This is a genomic window from Halosimplex halobium (assembly GCF_051414055.1).
Classification (GTDB): domain Archaea; phylum Halobacteriota; class Halobacteria; order Halobacteriales; family Haloarculaceae; genus Halosimplex; species Halosimplex halobium.
The window spans coordinates 30,436-45,322 of record NZ_JBLKNX010000017.1 but is presented as its reverse complement, the minus strand read 5'-3'; the positions used below and the strand labels follow the sequence as shown (position 1 = coordinate 45,322).

22 protein-coding genes and 1 tRNA gene are annotated in these 14,887 nt (G+C 68.4%); 2 read left to right on the top strand and 21 right to left on the bottom strand.

What is annotated here, in order from left to right; translation table 11 throughout:
• Window positions 1–2: 2 nt before the first annotated feature.
• The 18 genes from ACMGFG_RS17580 to ACMGFG_RS17495 form a co-directional block, all read right to left on the bottom strand.
• Entirely contained in the window at window positions 3–395 is a 393-nt protein-coding gene (locus ACMGFG_RS17580) for a 30S ribosomal protein S8 (protein WP_436931623.1), read from the bottom strand.
• Window positions 392–574 (bottom strand): 30S ribosomal protein S14, encoded by a 183-nt coding sequence (locus ACMGFG_RS17575; RefSeq protein ID WP_436931622.1) that lies wholly within the window; start codon window positions 572–574, stop codon window positions 392–394. The genes ACMGFG_RS17580 and ACMGFG_RS17575 overlap by 4 nt, the downstream gene beginning before the upstream one ends.
• On the bottom strand, window positions 571–1,104 hold the full coding sequence (locus ACMGFG_RS17570) for a 50S ribosomal protein L5 (protein ID WP_436931621.1): 534 nt from the start codon (window positions 1,102–1,104) through the stop codon (window positions 571–573). Before ACMGFG_RS17570 ends, ACMGFG_RS17575 begins: the two co-directional genes overlap by 4 nt.
• The gene (locus tag ACMGFG_RS17565) at window positions 1,101–1,865 is read right to left on the bottom strand and encodes a 30S ribosomal protein S4e (protein WP_436931620.1); all 765 of its coding nucleotides are present in this window, start codon (window positions 1,863–1,865) and stop codon (window positions 1,101–1,103) included. Before ACMGFG_RS17565 ends, ACMGFG_RS17570 begins: the two co-directional genes overlap by 4 nt.
• Window positions 1,862–2,224, bottom strand: coding sequence for a 50S ribosomal protein L24 (gene rplX, locus ACMGFG_RS17560; RefSeq protein ID WP_436931619.1), 363 nt, complete (start codon window positions 2,222–2,224; stop codon window positions 1,862–1,864). The genes ACMGFG_RS17565 and rplX overlap by 4 nt, the downstream gene beginning before the upstream one ends.
• Window positions 2,221–2,619 (bottom strand): 50S ribosomal protein L14, encoded by a 399-nt coding sequence (locus ACMGFG_RS17555; protein WP_006884834.1) that lies wholly within the window; start codon window positions 2,617–2,619, stop codon window positions 2,221–2,223. Before ACMGFG_RS17555 ends, rplX begins: the two co-directional genes overlap by 4 nt.
• Window positions 2,619–2,945: a 30S ribosomal protein S17 gene (locus ACMGFG_RS17550; protein ID WP_135363716.1), complete on the bottom strand. Its 327-nt coding sequence runs from the start codon at window positions 2,943–2,945 to the stop codon at window positions 2,619–2,621. Before ACMGFG_RS17550 ends, ACMGFG_RS17555 begins: the two co-directional genes overlap by 1 nt.
• Window positions 2,936–3,292 carry a ribonuclease P protein component 1 gene (locus ACMGFG_RS17545; protein ID WP_436931618.1) on the bottom strand — a complete coding sequence of 119 codons (357 nt, stop codon included), beginning with the start codon at window positions 3,290–3,292 and terminating at the stop codon, window positions 2,936–2,938. The genes ACMGFG_RS17550 and ACMGFG_RS17545 overlap by 10 nt, the downstream gene beginning before the upstream one ends.
• Window positions 3,292–3,507 carry a 50S ribosomal protein L29 gene (gene rpmC, locus ACMGFG_RS17540; RefSeq protein WP_436911782.1) on the bottom strand — a complete coding sequence of 72 codons (216 nt, stop codon included), beginning with the start codon at window positions 3,505–3,507 and terminating at the stop codon, window positions 3,292–3,294. Before rpmC ends, ACMGFG_RS17545 begins: the two co-directional genes overlap by 1 nt.
• Entirely contained in the window at window positions 3,504–4,481 is a 978-nt protein-coding gene (locus ACMGFG_RS17535; RefSeq protein ID WP_436931617.1) for a 30S ribosomal protein S3, read from the bottom strand. The genes rpmC and ACMGFG_RS17535 overlap by 4 nt, the downstream gene beginning before the upstream one ends.
• Window positions 4,481–4,948 (bottom strand): 50S ribosomal protein L22, encoded by a 468-nt coding sequence (locus tag ACMGFG_RS17530; protein WP_436931616.1) that lies wholly within the window; start codon window positions 4,946–4,948, stop codon window positions 4,481–4,483. The genes ACMGFG_RS17535 and ACMGFG_RS17530 overlap by 1 nt, the downstream gene beginning before the upstream one ends.
• Window position 4,949: 1 nt before the next feature.
• The gene (locus ACMGFG_RS17525) at window positions 4,950–5,372 is read right to left on the bottom strand and encodes a 30S ribosomal protein S19 (RefSeq protein ID WP_436931615.1); all 423 of its coding nucleotides are present in this window, start codon (window positions 5,370–5,372) and stop codon (window positions 4,950–4,952) included.
• A complete protein-coding gene (locus ACMGFG_RS17520; protein ID WP_436931614.1) occupies window positions 5,369–6,091 on the bottom strand; it encodes a 50S ribosomal protein L2 in 723 nt (240 codons plus the stop codon). The genes ACMGFG_RS17525 and ACMGFG_RS17520 overlap by 4 nt, the downstream gene beginning before the upstream one ends.
• 2 nt (window positions 6,092–6,093) lie before the next feature.
• Window positions 6,094–6,348: a 50S ribosomal protein L23 gene (locus ACMGFG_RS17515; protein WP_436931613.1), complete on the bottom strand. Its 255-nt coding sequence runs from the start codon at window positions 6,346–6,348 to the stop codon at window positions 6,094–6,096.
• A complete protein-coding gene (gene rpl4p / locus ACMGFG_RS17510; RefSeq protein ID WP_436931612.1) occupies window positions 6,345–7,088 on the bottom strand; it encodes a 50S ribosomal protein L4 in 744 nt (247 codons plus the stop codon). The genes ACMGFG_RS17515 and rpl4p overlap by 4 nt, the downstream gene beginning before the upstream one ends.
• Before the next feature lie 3 nt (window positions 7,089–7,091).
• Window positions 7,092–8,141 carry a 50S ribosomal protein L3 gene (locus tag ACMGFG_RS17505; protein ID WP_436931611.1) on the bottom strand — a complete coding sequence of 350 codons (1,050 nt, stop codon included), beginning with the start codon at window positions 8,139–8,141 and terminating at the stop codon, window positions 7,092–7,094.
• 5 nt (window positions 8,142–8,146) lie between these two features.
• The gene (locus ACMGFG_RS17500) at window positions 8,147–9,055 is read right to left on the bottom strand and encodes a putative RNA uridine N3 methyltransferase (RefSeq protein WP_436931610.1); all 909 of its coding nucleotides are present in this window, start codon (window positions 9,053–9,055) and stop codon (window positions 8,147–8,149) included.
• A 312-nt stretch (window positions 9,056–9,367) separates the two neighbouring features.
• On the bottom strand, window positions 9,368–9,490 hold the full coding sequence (locus tag ACMGFG_RS17495) for a hypothetical protein (protein WP_436931609.1): 123 nt from the start codon (window positions 9,488–9,490) through the stop codon (window positions 9,368–9,370).
• A 197-nt stretch (window positions 9,491–9,687) separates the two neighbouring features.
• Here ACMGFG_RS17495 and ACMGFG_RS17490 point away from each other — a divergent pair.
• Window positions 9,688–9,758: transfer RNA gene (locus ACMGFG_RS17490), tRNA-Gly, on the top strand.
• A gap of 268 nt (window positions 9,759–10,026) precedes the next feature.
• Here the strand turns inward: ACMGFG_RS17490 and ACMGFG_RS17485 are convergent.
• Entirely contained in the window at window positions 10,027–10,200 is a 174-nt protein-coding gene (locus tag ACMGFG_RS17485) for a hypothetical protein (RefSeq protein ID WP_436931608.1), read from the bottom strand.
• Between the two features lie 174 nt (window positions 10,201–10,374).
• Here ACMGFG_RS17485 and ACMGFG_RS17480 point away from each other — a divergent pair, with 174 nt between their 5' ends.
• On the top strand, window positions 10,375–11,367 hold the full coding sequence (locus tag ACMGFG_RS17480; RefSeq protein WP_436931607.1) for an ATP-binding cassette domain-containing protein: 993 nt from the start codon (window positions 10,375–10,377) through the stop codon (window positions 11,365–11,367).
• A gap of 173 nt (window positions 11,368–11,540) precedes the next feature.
• Here ACMGFG_RS17480 and ACMGFG_RS17475 read toward each other — a convergent pair whose 3' ends face one another.
• Together ACMGFG_RS17475 and ACMGFG_RS17470 are read right to left on the bottom strand one after the other, a co-directional pair.
• A complete protein-coding gene (locus ACMGFG_RS17475; RefSeq protein WP_436931606.1) occupies window positions 11,541–13,262 on the bottom strand; it encodes an ABC transporter permease in 1,722 nt (573 codons plus the stop codon).
• A 177-nt stretch (window positions 13,263–13,439) separates the two neighbouring features.
• A complete protein-coding gene (locus tag ACMGFG_RS17470; protein ID WP_436931605.1) occupies window positions 13,440–14,705 on the bottom strand; it encodes a substrate-binding domain-containing protein in 1,266 nt (421 codons plus the stop codon).
• Window positions 14,706–14,887 lie beyond the last annotated feature (182 nt).

Here is a 14,887-nt window from a genome sequence, read left to right as displayed (position 1 = left end):
TGTCAGTATACGTACGCGATGACCTGGCCACCGATGCCCTCGTCGCGGGCCTCGTAGTGGCTCATGATCCCGTGGCTGGTCGTGACGACGAGCGTCCCGTAGTCGCGGGCGGGGAGAAAGCGCTTCTCCCACTTCTCGAACTCGTCGGCGCCCGCCGAGTAGCGGGGCGTGACCGGGCCACATTCGTTGATCGCTCCTTTCAGTTCGACCTCGAACTTGCCGGCCTTGCCGTCGTCGACGAACTCGAAGCCGTCGATGTACCCGCGGTCGTAGAAGACCTCGAGCACGCTGCCGATCTCGTTCGAGGCGGGTTCTACCTCGTGGTCGAGATGCCCGACGCTCTCGGCGTTGTCGAGCCCCGAGAGTGCGTTGGCGAGTGGGTCGTTTCCTGTCATGAATACTTCCTGAATCCCATGCTTCGCGAGATCTCTCGGAAGCACTGGCGACACAGCCAGATGTCGTACTTGCCGACCAGTCCCTGCTCGCGCCCGCAGCGCTGGCAGGACTCCAGCTGGCCGGTCCGCTTTGCAACCTGCTCGCCAGTCTGCTCGGACTCTGATTCGCTCTCGCTCATTCGCTCACCTCCACGTCGAACGTCCCCTCGACGAACGCGACCGCGTCCGCCACGTCCAGCCGGTGGCTCGACGGGATCTGTCGGGACGCCTTGTCTCGCTTCGATACGCGGTAGCCCGGCCGGACCAGGTTGACCGTCACGTCCAGCCCGTAGATGCCGGTGTTCGGGTCGTACTCCTGGCTCGGGAAGTCGGTGTGTTCCTCGACGCCGAAGCTGAAGTTACCCGTGTCGTCGAACTGCGACTCCGACAGGTCGACCAGCCCCAGCGCCGTCTCGAGGAACTCGTGGGCCTCGTCGTCGCGCAGCGTGACCTTCGCGCCGATCGGGTCGCCCTGGCGGATGCCGAACTCGCCGACGGTCGCCTGGGCCTGCGTGCGGACCGGCTGTTGCCCGGCCACGTCGGCCAGGATCTCCTCGGCGTCCGCCAGTTCGCGGCCGCCCTCGCCGACGCCCATGTGGACGACGACCTTCTCGACGCGCGGCTCGCGCATCTCGTGGAAGTCGCCGCCGGATTCGCTCTCCGAACTCATTCGTCGTCACCTCCCTCCTCGACGTCGGCCGCGGCCTCGGCGGTCGCGTCCTCGGGGCCCTCGCCCTCGTCGTCGGTGAAGTTCTCGTCGATGACGACGACGTACTCCTCGACCGTCTCGAAGCCGCCCTCGTCCTGCTCGACGATCACGTTGTTGGAGGCGCTGCCGGGCGTGACCTGGATCTCGTCGACGGTGCCGACCTCGCCCGCATGGGCGCCGTCGACCGCCGTCACCAGCGCGCCCTCCTCGTACTCGAAGTGGGCGACGATCTCGCCGTCGTCGTTCGAGACGACCACGGAGTCGCCGCCGTCGTAGGGGGCGCCCTCGTCGACGACCAGCGTCTGGCCGTCGTGCAGGGTCAGCTGCACGTCGCCGCCGGGCACCGTCTTCTTGTTCACGATCTTGCCGAGCGTGGAGTCCGCGGCCTCCTCGTCGATGGGGGTCAGCGAGAGCCGACCGCCCTCGCCGGGGAACACGCGGTAGTACTCCTCTCGCTCGACGAACGCCAGGATGTCGAACATCCCGACCGGACGCTCCTCGTCGGAGACCGCCTTGCCGTTGATCAGGACGCTGTCCTGCTCTAAGGCGTAGCGGGCCTCCTTGCGGCTGTCCGCGTAGCCGAGCACGTCCCGCAGGACGATGAGCAGGGGCACCCCCGCCTCGCCGTGCGGGCCGGCGTCGGCCTTGACGGTGAACGTCTCGGTCTTGCGCTCGATCGGCCAGCTGTTCGGCACCGAGAGTCGCTTCTGATGTTTCGTCATGCGCTGTCCTCCTCCGATTCGAGACGCTGCTGGCGCCGGTCGTCCTCGAGGTTCAGGTCCGTGACCCGCAGGTTCGAGGCGTCGACCGGACGGGGAACCTCCTCCCCGTCCGCGGCCTCGACCGTCACGTCCTCGACCCTGACCGCGGTCTCGGAGAGGTCCACGTCGACGACCTCGCCGGTCTCGCCGGCGAAGTCGCCGCGCAGCACCTCGACCGTGTCGCCCTCGTTGACGCGCACGTTGCGCTGCCCGTACTCGTCACGGAGGTCCTGCGACAGGGTCGCCCGGACCTTCTCGTGGCGCTCGTGCAGCGGCGCCGTAGCGTCATCCGTCCGCTGTTTGCGTGGTTGCTCGCTCATACTATCATCGTCGCCGTCGAGGCGACCGACCCGAATCGCTCCGCGACCTCGCGGGCGATCGGTCCTTTGAGTTCGGTCCCGCGGGGGTCCTCGTTGTCGTCGACGACGACCGCCGCGTTGTCCTCGAACTTCACGCGGGTGCCGTCCGGGCGGCGGATCGGCTTGCGCTGGCGGACGACGACCGCCTCCAGCACCTGCCGCCGCATCTCCGGGGTCCCCTTCGTGACCGAGACGGTGATCTTGTCACCGATACCCGCCTTCGGATGGCGGTTCTTCGCTCCCGAGTAGCCGGCGATGGAGATGACCTTCAGCTCGCGTGCGCCGGTGTTGTCGGCGCAGTTGATCAGCGAGCCCTTCTCCAGGCCCTGGGTCACGTCTGCCTTCATCGCCTCCATCAGTCGTCACCTCCCGCGCGGGAGACCACGACGTGGCTCTTCGTCTTCGAGAGCGGTCGACACTCCGCGATCGTCACTGTATCGCCCTCGTCGAGGTCGAGACACTCGGGTGCGTGGGCCGGAACACGGCTCCGCCGTTTCATCAGGCGGTCGTATTTCGGCACCGGCACGTCGTACTCTCGCTCGACGACGACGGTCTTGTCCATGTCGGTCGACGCGACTGTGCCCTCGAGCGTCTGCCCGCGCACCGAAAGGGTGCCGTGGAACGGGCAGTTCTCGTCGTCACAGGCCGCGTCGGGTTCTTGTACGTTCAATCCTAGCGCCATTTGCTATCACCAGATTTCTCCGTTCGTCGTGCAGGCCGTGCGACCAGCCTGCGCCCTTCGACGGTCACGACCTCTCCGGCCGAGGCGTCGCCCGCCCCCGCGGGAAGCGTGAACTCGAAGGTTGTCCCCGCCTTGGGGACCGTCGCCACCCGATCCGCTCGCTCGGCGGACCCGCTGTCCGCTCGCTCCGAGGACTCGCTGCCCTCGCGCTCGACCCCGAGGGTGTTGGTCGTCTCCGCGACGACCTGCCCCTCGATACCGAGCAGGTCGGGGTTGTCGCCCGCGCGGACGCGGGCCGCCAGCCCGACCAGTTCGTGTCTCGCCAGCGTCTCGGGTGTCAGCGGCATTATTCGGACTCCTCGAGGTCGCCTTCTTCGCGCTGAATGGTCTTGATCCGCGCGATGGCCTTCCGGAGCTCCTTGATGCGACCCGGATTCTCCGGGGCGCCGCCCGCGGCCTTGACGGCCCGGTCGTTCAGCAGCTCCGTCTCCAGCTCTTCGAGCTCCGCCTCCCGCTCGGCGGGCGTCATGTCGCGGATCTCCTCGGTGTGGAGGACGGTCATTGCTCACCCTCCTCGGCGTCGTCTGCGTCGGAGTCATCGTCGGCCGCGTCGGCCTCGGAGTCCTCGTCCGCGTCTTCCATCTCCTCGACGAGCTCCTCGGCTTCCGCCTCGGTCTCCTCGTCGAGCTCCTCGTCGACGGCCTCGTCGAGGTCCTCGAGTTCGTCCTCGATGTCCTCCTCGTCGGGCACGTCCACGTCGTCGAACTCCTCGGTCTCCTCGGCGGCCTCCTCGATGACCTCCTCGTCGACCTCCGGCTCGGCCGGCTCGTCGTCGGTCTCCGGCTCGGTGACCTGTTCGGCGTCGGCCTCCTCGGGTTCGCCCTCGAGGAGCTCCTCGACGGACTCGTCGTCGACGTCCTCGACGTAGTCCTCGACTTCCATGTCCTCGTAGACCTCGAAGTCGTCGGGGAGTTCGGCGTCCGGCGGGATGATCTTCACCTGCACCCCGATGGTGCCGAGCTTCATGACCGCGGTGCCGATCCCGTGGTCGACGATGTTCTCGGCGGGCTCACCGTTGTGCTTGATGTACCCGCGGTTGAACTTCTCCACGCGCGAGCGGGCGCCCGTGACCTTCCCCGAGAGGACGATCTCGGCGCCCTTCGCGCCGGACTCCATGATCCGGTCGATCGTGGTGTGACCGGCCTTCCGGAAGTACCAGCCGCGTTCGAGGGCGTTCGCCAGGCGGTCGGCGACGATCCGGGCGTTCAGGTCCGGCTCGTCGACCTCCTGGACGTCGACCTGCGGGTCCTCGAGGTCGAACCGCTCCTCGAGCTCCGTCGTGATCTTGCGGATGTTCTTCCCGCCCTTGCCGATGACCATGCCGGGCTTCTCGGCCTTGAGGACGATCTGGGTGCCCATCGGGGTCTTGGCGACCTCCATGCCGCCGTAGCCCGCGCGGCCCAGTTCGTCCTGGAAGAACTCGTCGATCTGGGTCCGCTGGAGGCCGTCCTCGATGAACTGCTGTTCGTCGGCCATTATTCCTCGACCTCCGGCTCTTCGAGGATCAGTTCCACGTCGACCTGCGGGGAGTTCCAGGGGCTCGCTCGGCCCATCGCGCGGGGCTTGCGACCCTGGGACTCGCCGACCTTGTGGGCGGCGACGTGCATGATCTCCATCGACTCGCCGTCGAAGCCCTGCTCGTCGGCGTTGCCGACGGCGTTCTCGAGCAGGTCGAGGAAGCCCTCGCTGGCCTTCTCGGGGTAGCGGCCGGCGTCCCAGCCGTCGATGTCCTTGCGGTGGCCGACGCCCGAGTTGTGCTCGCGGAAGGGCACCGACTGCTCTTCGGCGATGACCGCCTCGAGGTACTCGACGGCCTCGGCGGCCGTCTTCCCCTTGATCTCGCGGGCGATGGCCTTGCTGTGCTTGTGGCTCATCTGACGCTCCCGAAGCATCGCTTTCGCCGTTGTCTCCGGGTCGGCGTCGACTGAGTAGCTGATTCCCATGTTATTTGAGCGGTACGAACTTCGAGGAGCGCGTGGCCCCGATGCCGGCCTGGCCGTGCTCGACGGAGGTCCGTGTCAGCTGGAACTCGCCGAGGTAGTGGCCGAGCATCTCCGGCTCGACCTTCACTCGCTCGAAGCTCTGGCCGGTGTAGACGGCGAAGGTCAGCCCGACCATCTCCGGCACGATCGGCATGTCGCGCAGGTGCGTGCGGATGGGGTCGTTGGCCGTCTCCTCCTCGCCGGCCTCGCGGGCCTCTTCGAGCAGCTTCTCCTTCTCGACGGAGAGGCCACGCGTGATACTTCGCCGCTGTCGAGCGGGCAGCAGTTCCGCGACGTCCTCGAGGTCCATCTCCTGCAGTTCCTCGAGCGTGTGGCCACGGTAGGTGAACTCACCCTCGTGACCGATCTGGTACTCTGAACTCATTTGTTACCACCTCGGCCGGTACGGCGCGAGGAGATGTCGCCCACCTTCCGGCCCGGCGGGGCGTCCCGCGAGACGGACTTGGGCTTGCCGGGGTGCTGGCGACCGCCCCCGCCGAAGGGGTGGTCGACGGCGTTCATGGCCACGCCGCGAACGTTGGGCCACTTGGTCCCCCGTGCTTTCATCTTGTGATGTTTGTTGCCGGCCTTGACGAACGGCTTCTCCGTCCGGCCGCCGCCGGCCACGACGCCGATCGTCGCGCGGCACTCCGGATCCAGCCGCTTGGTCTCCCCGGAGGGGAGCGTCACGACCGCCACGTTGCGGTCGTGGGTCAGCAGCTGGGCGTTGACGCCCGACGCGCGGGCGAACTTCCCGCCGTCGCCGGGGTTGGCCTCGACGTTGCAGACGGGGACGCCCTCGGGGATCTCCGCCAGCGGGAGCGTGTTCCCGGGCGCGATCTCGGCGCTGACGCCCACCTGGATGCGGTCGCCGACGCCGACGCCCTCGGGCGCGAGGACGAGTCGCTGGTCGCCGTCCTCGAACTCGATGGCCGCGACGGGCGCCGAGCGGGCGGGGTCGTGTTCGATGTCCACGATCCGGCCCTCGACGATGTCGCCGTCTTCGACCGTCCGGTGCGACAGTTCCGCCTTGTAGCGGTGCGACGGCGCCCGGAACGTCGAGGTGCCGCGACCGCGTCGTTGTCCCTGGATTCGTCGTCCCATGGTCAGAACACCCCGATCCTCGAGGCCACGTCCTCGGCCTCGTCGTCCTCGGAGAGCGTGACGTACGCCTTCTTCTCGCCGTTCGGCTGGACCTGCGTCTGCACGTCCACGACCGTCACGTCGAACTGCTCGGAGACCGCGTCGGCGATCTCCGGCTTGGCGGCGTCGCCGGCGACGACGAACTGGAGCTTGTTCTGGAAGTCCAGGTCGTCCATCGCCTTCTCCGTCATGTTCGGGTACTTGATGATATCACTCATCGCTCGGCCACCTCCGCGACGGCCGATTCGGTCCAGACGGTGAGACGACCGGCGTCGCCGCCGGGCGCCAGGTCCTCCGCGTTGACCTGGGCCGCGGTCGTCACGTCCGCGCCCGCGAGGTTGCGGGCGGCCTTCGAGGGCTCCTCGCTCGTCACGAAGAGGATCGACTTCGCGCGGTTGTACTTGCGCCCGCGGGTCGTCCCGCGGCCGGCGCGAACCGTCGCGTCGTCGGCGCGCTCGATGTCGGCGTCGACGCCGAGCGACTCCAGCACGTCGACGACCTCCTGGGTCTTCACGAGGTCCTCGAAGTCGTCGGAGACGACCAGCGGGAGCTCGACGTCGTCGTCGAAGTCGTGGCCGCGGTCGGCCACTGTCTCGGCGTCCGCCGTGGCCGCGACGGCCGAGCGGACGGCGAGTTTCTTCTCCTTCGTGTTGATGTCGAGCCCGCGGTCTTTCTCCTCTTTCGGCGGGTGCGCGCGGCGACCGCCGACGGTCTGGGGCACGCGTCGCCCCTGGCCGTTCTCCCGGGGGACGTGGGCCATGCCGCGGCCGCTCCCCTGGGACTCGGCGGGCGTGCGCAGCCCCGCGTAGTCGTCGCTGCCGTAGTCCTGCTTCCGGTTGGCCTGTGCGGCGTTGACGGCCCGCCGGATCAGGTCCGGGCGATAGGCCGTCTCGAACGCCTCGGGGAGCTCGAGGCTCCCGTCGTCGTCGCCGTCCAGGTCGCGTACTGTCGTTTCCATGTGTTAGTCCTCCTGTGTGGTCGCGGCGGTCCCGCGCCCGCCCTGGTTGGACTGGGTCGAGACGTACCGGACCTCGGGGTCGAGGCGGGGCTGGTCGTTCGGGCGGACCGCCGGCCGGAAGCGCACGACGCGCTGGTCCGGGCCGGGGACCGAGCCCTTGACGAGCGTGTACGGCCCGTCGACCTCGCCGTAGTTGACGAAGCCGCCCTCGACGGTGGCATCCGCGCCCTCGCCGATGTCGATGAGGCGCTTGTTCAGCTCGGTGCGCTGGTGGTAGCCGGTCTGCCCCTGCTGGGGGACCGTCGAGCGCACGCGCGAGGGGTTCCACGGGCCGAGGTTGCCGATGCGTCGGCGCCAGCCCTGGCGGGCGTGTTTGCCCTTCCGCTTCTGGACGCCCCAGCGCTTGACGGGGCCCTGGGTGCCCTTGCCCTTGGTGACCGCGGCCACGTCGGCGTACTCGCCGGCGCGGAACACGTCGGTCATCGAGTGCTCGCCGCCGTCGGCGACCAGATCGAGCCCGAAGTCGAGGCGGTCGGACAGGGAGCCACCGCCGACCCGGGTCTCCATGACCTCGGGTTTCTTGCGCGGGACGCCGGGGATCTCGGTCGGGACGGTGTGCGTGATGACGCGCACGTCCCCGAGGTCGCCCGACTCGTGTGCTTCGCGGATCTGTTCCTCTGCGGCGGCAGCGTCGTGGTCCTCCGGGACGTCGAGGGCACGGTCGAGTTCACCGTGGAACTCGTCGGCCCACACTTCCGTGAGGGGACGCTGGCCGTACGGCGTGTCTTCGTAGGCTCGGAGCGCGACCGCGCGCATCGGCGGCGTCTCGACGACCGTCACGGGGACGGTCTCCTCCATCCCCTCGCGGGGGGAGTCGGGCTCGTCGTTGATCAGCACGACGTGTGTCATGCCGGCCTTGTAGCCGGCGAAGCCCTGGAGACCCGGCTGGCCGTCGTCGTCGGGCCAGCTGTTGAACCGCGGGGTCTCACTCGCCGCTCGCGTACGCGGGCCGAAGCCCAGCGAGCCTTTGCGTGGTCTGTTCGTACCTGGCATTTGTCTTACCTCGTCAGCCTGAGGGGCGAGAGCGTGGCGAACACCGCTTCCTCCGTTCGCACGACCTCGCTACCCTGGTCCGGAACCGTGTTCAGCCAGAGGTCGAACCTGTCGTCGCCTGTCTCCGCCGCGACGGCCTCCGGGTTCTCGCCGAGGATGGGGGGCAACCCCCGTTCCGGCGCGCCGAAGGCGACCGTCAGGTCGCCGGGCGCCGCCTCGTCGTCGGATGCGTCGGAGTCGTCGGATCCGCCCGTCCCGTTACCGGACGTGCCGCCATCGTCGCCACGAAGCCGTGCGACCAGCTGGTCGAGCTTCGTGACGGTCAGCTCCTCGCCGTAGCGAGAGGCCGCGATGGTCAGCCCGGCGTCGGGCCGCGCGAGCGCGTCGTCGATCTCGGCCGAGTCGACGACGAACCCTGCCGCGGGCTCGTCGACGAGCTTCGCCCGAACCGGTCGTCGCGAAGAGACCCTGACGGAGACGCGCTCCCCCTCCCCGACCTCCATTCCGGAGGGAACGGGCAGGGAGACTGGGTGTTGCAGGCCGCAATTGACCCGTACGCGTCCATCAGCACCGACCTCGGTCACGATTCCCTGTCTTAACGACCCCGATTCGTCCGAACCGGAGCCGGTCCGTGAACGGACCCGGAGCGCCGGCAGGACCCCCGCGTACTCCAGTTCGCCCCGCCTGTCCCATACCTCCTTTCGGAGGTAGGGGGGTGTGGCGGCGTACCGCAGTACCGTTTCGACGAACCCGGCACCTCGCTTCTCGACCCCGTCGGGGTCGGGATAGACCGTCAACCGGTCCACCCGGAAGACCGTGGCCGCGCGGGCCACGTATCCGACTTTGCGAGTCGCCTCGCGTTTGTCTTCGGCCTCCCGGGTGAGGGATGCCGGCACGAGCACGCTGGTGGTCATGCCGTGACGCTTCCGCGCCGCGCCACTAGACTGTAGCGATACATCCCCAGCCCACCCTTAAAAAAAGCGCGCTTCACGCGCGCGGAGGGACGCGTTCACATGCCCACCGTTCACACGGAGCGCCGCGCGACGGGCCCGATACGTACCGGACGGTCGCCCCTTCGCGTCGAGGTAGTATTCGCCGGCTCCGGCAGCCGGGACGGAACGGTCGGGGCCGGAACGCCACCGCCCTGTCTCCCGGAACGTCACTGCCCGCCTTCCCACGCGGCGTGGTCGGCGGGTTCGCGCGCGAGCGTCCCGCCGGCGCGCCGCTCAGTCGTGGTTCGGTATCGTCTCGTCGCAGACCGGGCAACTCCCGCGGCCCTGGCCGGCGTCGAGATCGTTCGGCTGGCCTGTCCACCCGCAGACTGGACACTGGACGGGGTCGCCTGGCATGACGCCTTGGACACGCGTCGCCGGCCGGAAAAGCGTGGTGGCGGTCGGCCGGGAAACCGGGGGCGACTCCCCGCCGCGAATCGACAGCCCGCGCGGCCGTCGCCGTCGCCGGTCCGACCGATTCGGAAGCCTTTTATCCCTCTCCGCCAGTCGTTTACGATGTGAGGCGCACCGGGCGACCGGGCGACGCCGAGCGTGCGACGGTAGTGTAGTGGTATCACAGGACCCTGCCACGGTCCTAACGCGAGTTCAAATCTCGCCCGTCGCACTTCTTCCGCGAACTACCCGGCGAGTACCTCGTGCGCTCGCCTTCGTGAGCGGATGAATGCGCTCCGAGATTTGAAGTAGACCGGTCGCGCGCAGTTCAAATCTCGCCCGTCGCACCTCTTCCGTGAACTACTCGGCGAGCGGATGCGCCACGTTCGGGCCCCGATCTCTCCCGAACACGAGGGTCTTCGACCGGACGACGTGGTCTCGGTAAAGCGGCGCCTACGGCTGATACGGTGAGAATATCGTGTGCCGGCCGCGGTCGGGAATCAGTCCGCGTGGCGAGCGTCGCGTGCGTTCCGGCGAATCTCCGCTTTCCGGTCCTCGATAGCGCCTTCGAGCGCGGCGCGCATATCGACGCCCGTCGCGTCGTCGAGCGCCTGTTGTAGTTTCGCGAGCGTCTCGTCCTCCTCGTAGGAAGGCGAGTCCGGTAGGCCGGACATACTCAACGCACTTCCGAGGTCGGTACTTAAGGTTTCGGTCCGAATCTCTCGGTTGAGAACCTCGCAACCAGCCTGCAGCTACCCGGACGGTTCGACTGCAGACACCGTTTCGGCCGGGGCGGGACCACCCCGGCTACCTGAAGGCTTAATACTCGGGATACAGAATCACGTGCCATGTCAACTGTCGACGATAGAGCAGCGAGCGGCGAGCGAGCGACCGCCGAGGCGGCGGACACGCCGGTCGTCCGGGTCGAGGGGCTGTCGAAGCGCTACGAGGGGGTCCAGGCGCTGGACGACGTGGACCTGGACATCGTGGACAACGAGGTGCTCGCGCTCGTCGGCGACAACGGGGCCGGGAAGTCGACGCTGGTCAAGTCGCTGACCGGGGTCATCTCCCCGACCGCGGGGACGATCTACGTCCGCGACGAGAACGGCGAGCTCGCCGAACAGACCATCGAGGACCCGAGCGACGCCCAGGAAGTCGGCATCGAGACGGTGTTCCAGGACCTGGCGCTGTCGGGGCAACACGACGTGGCGAGCAACGTCTACATGGGGCGGGAACCCCGTCAGTCGAACCTGCTGGGGCGGCTCCTCCGGCGGGTCGACCGCGACCGGATGGAGGAGGGCGCGACCGAGGCGCTCGCGGAGATCGGGTTCCAGGTCGACCCGACGGCGCCGACCGCGGAGCTGTCGGGCGGCCAGCAGCAGGCGACCGCGGTCGCGCGCGCGCTCATCTCCGACCCGGAGATCGTCCTGCTCGACGAGCCGACCGCGGAGGTCTCCGTCGAGGGCTCGGAGAAGATCCTCGAACTCGTCGAGCGGCTGAAAGACCAGGGCCGGACGGTCGTGTTCATCTCGCACAACCTCGACGAGGTGTTCGAAGTGGCCGACCGGATCGCCGTCCTCCGCGACGGGAAGCTCGTCCAGGTCCTGGACAACGACCCGTCGCTCGACCGCCGCGACGTGGTCGGGCTGATGACCGGCGCGGTCCAGCGGCTCGACGACGGGACCGACGAGACGGCCGACGCCGCGTCCGAACCGGAGACGGCTCCCGGGAGCGACGGGTCGGCCGACGAGGCCGCGGCGACGGAGACCGACACCGAGCGGACGGCCGACGAGGCCGCGGCGACGGAAACCGATACCGAGCGGACGGCCGACGGTAGCTGATTCTTCGCCGACCCTTCGACCGTTGAGGCCTCCGTAGCGGCCGCTCCGGGGGATAGGCCGAGGTGTCGGACCGCGCGGCGGGCGGCGAGGCGACGGACGCGGGGGCCTGTCAACTCCGGGTCAGCAGGCACCAGTAGCACGGCGAGAAGTCGGGGGACCGCGGGGAGGACGCGTCAGAGTTCGACGGCGACGAACGCGAAGACCGCGAGCAGGAGGACGCTGGCGCCGGCGACGGCGCCCGCGGCGCGGCTCCGCGGGAGCTCGTGCAGCGTCTCCATCCCGAAGACGAGCAGGCCGAGGACGGCGAGGCCGACGACCGCGCCCGTCGCGGCGACAAGCGGGAAGATGAAGTCGAGCGCCGCCAGCAGGACGGGGACGAACAGCCCCACGGTCGGCGCGGCCGCGAAACAGACCGCCTGGACGGTCTCGTCGACGTCGCCCGACCCGTCGAACAGCCAGACGAACGGCTGGAGGAACGCGACCAGCAGGAGCGCGCTCCCGCCCGCGAGGACGTACGCGAACACCGGGATCATCCCGAGCGCGCCCACGTCGCCGGCGATGAACAGCAGGTCGAACGCGAGCCCGAGGAACGGCGACCCGGTCAGGGGGTTGGTGACGAAGGTCAGCGCGGCGACGACGACGACCGGCAGCGCCCAGGTCGCGGTCACGAGCACGAAGAAGGCGAGCGGCCGGTCGACGCCCTGGACCTGGTCGCGGACGTGCCCGAAGTACTCCCGGGGGTGGCGCAGGATGCGTCGCAGCGGCGTCGTGTACTGTTCGACGACGGTCTCGTAGCGGGTGCGGCGGGTGATCGCGTCGACGGCGACGGCGAAGATGATGAACAGGCCGGTGAAAATCGAGAACAGCTCCGTCCCGAAGCCGGCGAGCACCAGGATGTTCTGGGTGAACGCGAACACGAGCGCGCCGAGGACGGTCCCGCTCATCGTCCCCTCGCCGCCGAAGAGGTCGGTCCCGCCGATGACGACCGCGGCGATGACGACGAGTTCCTGGCCGTCACCCGTCAGCGGCGAGACGTTGCCCGTGAAGGCCAGCTGACTCAGCCCGGCGAAGGCCGCCATCAGCGCGACGATGACGAACCCGGCGATCTTCACCTGGTCGGTCTTGATGCCGGTGTACTCGGCGGCCTTGAGTTCCCCGCCCGTCGCGCGGACGCGGTAGCCGAAGGCCGTGTAGAAGAGGATGTAGTGGAAGACCGCGCCGAGGGCGACCACCCACAGGATCTGCAGCGGGATGGTGTCGAACGTCTGGGTCGCGTCGTGGACTCCCGGGAGCCGGTAGGAGAGCGCCGGCAGCGTGAACAGCTGCACGTCGGTGAACGGGACCAGCACCGGGAACGGCAGCGAGATCGTTCCCCCCAGCGCCCTGAGCGAGAGCGGCGTTTCGCCGAGGGGGATCGTCTGGGTGACGCTCCCCAGGATGGCCAGGTGGGCCCCGCGCAGCAGCGTGAGCGTCCCGATGGTGACGATCAGCGAGGGGAGTCCGACCTTCGTCACGAGGATACCCTGGAGGACCCCGAAGAACACCGCGAGCAGCGCGACGGTCAGGAAGATGAACCAGATCGAGAACCCGTCGAGCAGCATGACCGCCGTGATCCCGGCAGAGATGCCCATCACCGACCCGACCGCAAGGTCGAACTCCCCGGCGGTTATGAGGACGGTCATCCCGTAGCCGATGAGCGCGACGACCGCGGCGTTGCGGAGGACGCCGACGAAGTTTCCGAGCGTCAGGAACACGTCCGCCCGGACGACCGACCCGACGACGAGGAGCCCGAGGATGGCCACCACGACGCCGAACTCCCGACGGCCGAAGATCCGCTGTACGAGCGTCCGCTCGCGTTCCACTGCCTCCGGACCGCTGTCCACTTCGGTTGCCATACCTCATCGTTCTACGGGCCCATCCATTAAATTCACCGGCGTATTGTCGTCGCAGAACCACTCTCTCGGCAGTATTCGGGCGATCCGGCGACGGGGAACCCGTCGTCGATCCGCCGGTCGATGACGGCGGCGCCCCGCCGACGCGGGGTCGGCCGGGCAACGCCGACGAGCGCGGGGTCAGGTGTCGTAGTTCTCGTCCTGCCAGCTGACCAGTTCGTCCCACGACCCCGAGCGGGTCCTGGCGAACTCGATGTTGGACTCGTCGACGATGGAGACGCCGGTGATGTAGTCTTTCATCGGGATGCCCCGTTCGACGTACTCCCAGCCGAGCATCACCGACTGGAACCCCTGGGAGTAGGGGTCCTGCCCGACGGTGAAGGTGATCGTGTTGTTCTCGATCCCCTGCAGCGTCGACTCGGGCAGGTCGAAGCCGCCGACGATCACCTCGTCCTGGAGCCCCTCGCTCTCGACGAGCTGGGCGGCCGCGGCCGGCCCCCAGAAACCCGACCCGAGGATGACGTTGATGTCGTTGTTGGCGCTGTAGGCGTCCTGCACGCGGGAGGTCGCCTGGGACACGTCGGTGCTGACGTTGAGCTGGTCGAGCATGGTGACGTTGTCCTGGGCGCCGATGGAGTTGACGAACCCGTCGGTCCGGGCCTGCAGCGCCGGGTGGCCCGGCACGGCGATACACGGCAGGACGGTCAGTTCGGTGTCGGAACCGAGGATCTCCTGGGCCTTCTCGTAGGCGGTGATCCCGACGGCGTTCCCGGCGGGGAACGCCCGCTGACCCACGTAGGGCAGCGGCATCCCGAACTCGTCCATCATGTACTCGTAGTCCCACCCGTCGACCGTGGTGTTGTACTGGACGACGGTGATGTCGTTCTCCATCGCGCTCTTGACGGGCGCGGTGTACGACGACTCGTCGAGGACCGTCGTCCCGAGCAGGTCGCGGCCGCTCTCGAGCGAGTCGACCTTCGTGTTGAGGATCTCGACCTGCCGGGCCTGGTCGTTGCCCTCGGGACCGGTGAACGACCCCGTCCAGCCCATCGCGTTGAGGGCGTCGTTCATCCCGGCGATGACCGGCGTGAAGAACTGGTTGGTCCCGTTGTGGGTGACGAAGTCCATCCGCCGCTCCTCGTGGGTCGGCTCCGAGAGGTCCATCGAGTCGGCGCCTGGCGGCGGCACCAGCGGGACCCGCGTGAACTCCGGGATCTGGTTCGACCCGCCGCCACCGCCGTCGCCGCCGTCGCCGTCCTGGCCGCCGCCTCCGCTCGTCGGCGTGGCCGTCTCCTGGTTGCGCAGCGAACTGCACCCCGCCATCCCCGCGAGCCCGCTGGCCAGCCCGGCCGCACTGAGCTGTTTCATCAGCTTCCGGCGCGATACGCCAAGTTCGATCGAGACGACGTCGTCCGCCTCCTCGATGTCTCCACTGTCAGGTGCCATCGTATGACAGGGTGACCTAACGACAGTCGTTACTTATAAATTGTGCCGATAATTCATCAGGAATCTCCCGGACTCGGGGATGAGTACATACCATTTGCTTTTGTCACGAACTGATTACACATCGGGCAGATCTGTTCCATGGGGTCGAGCCGCGCGCTGGCGGAGCATCTTAGGTCCGGCCG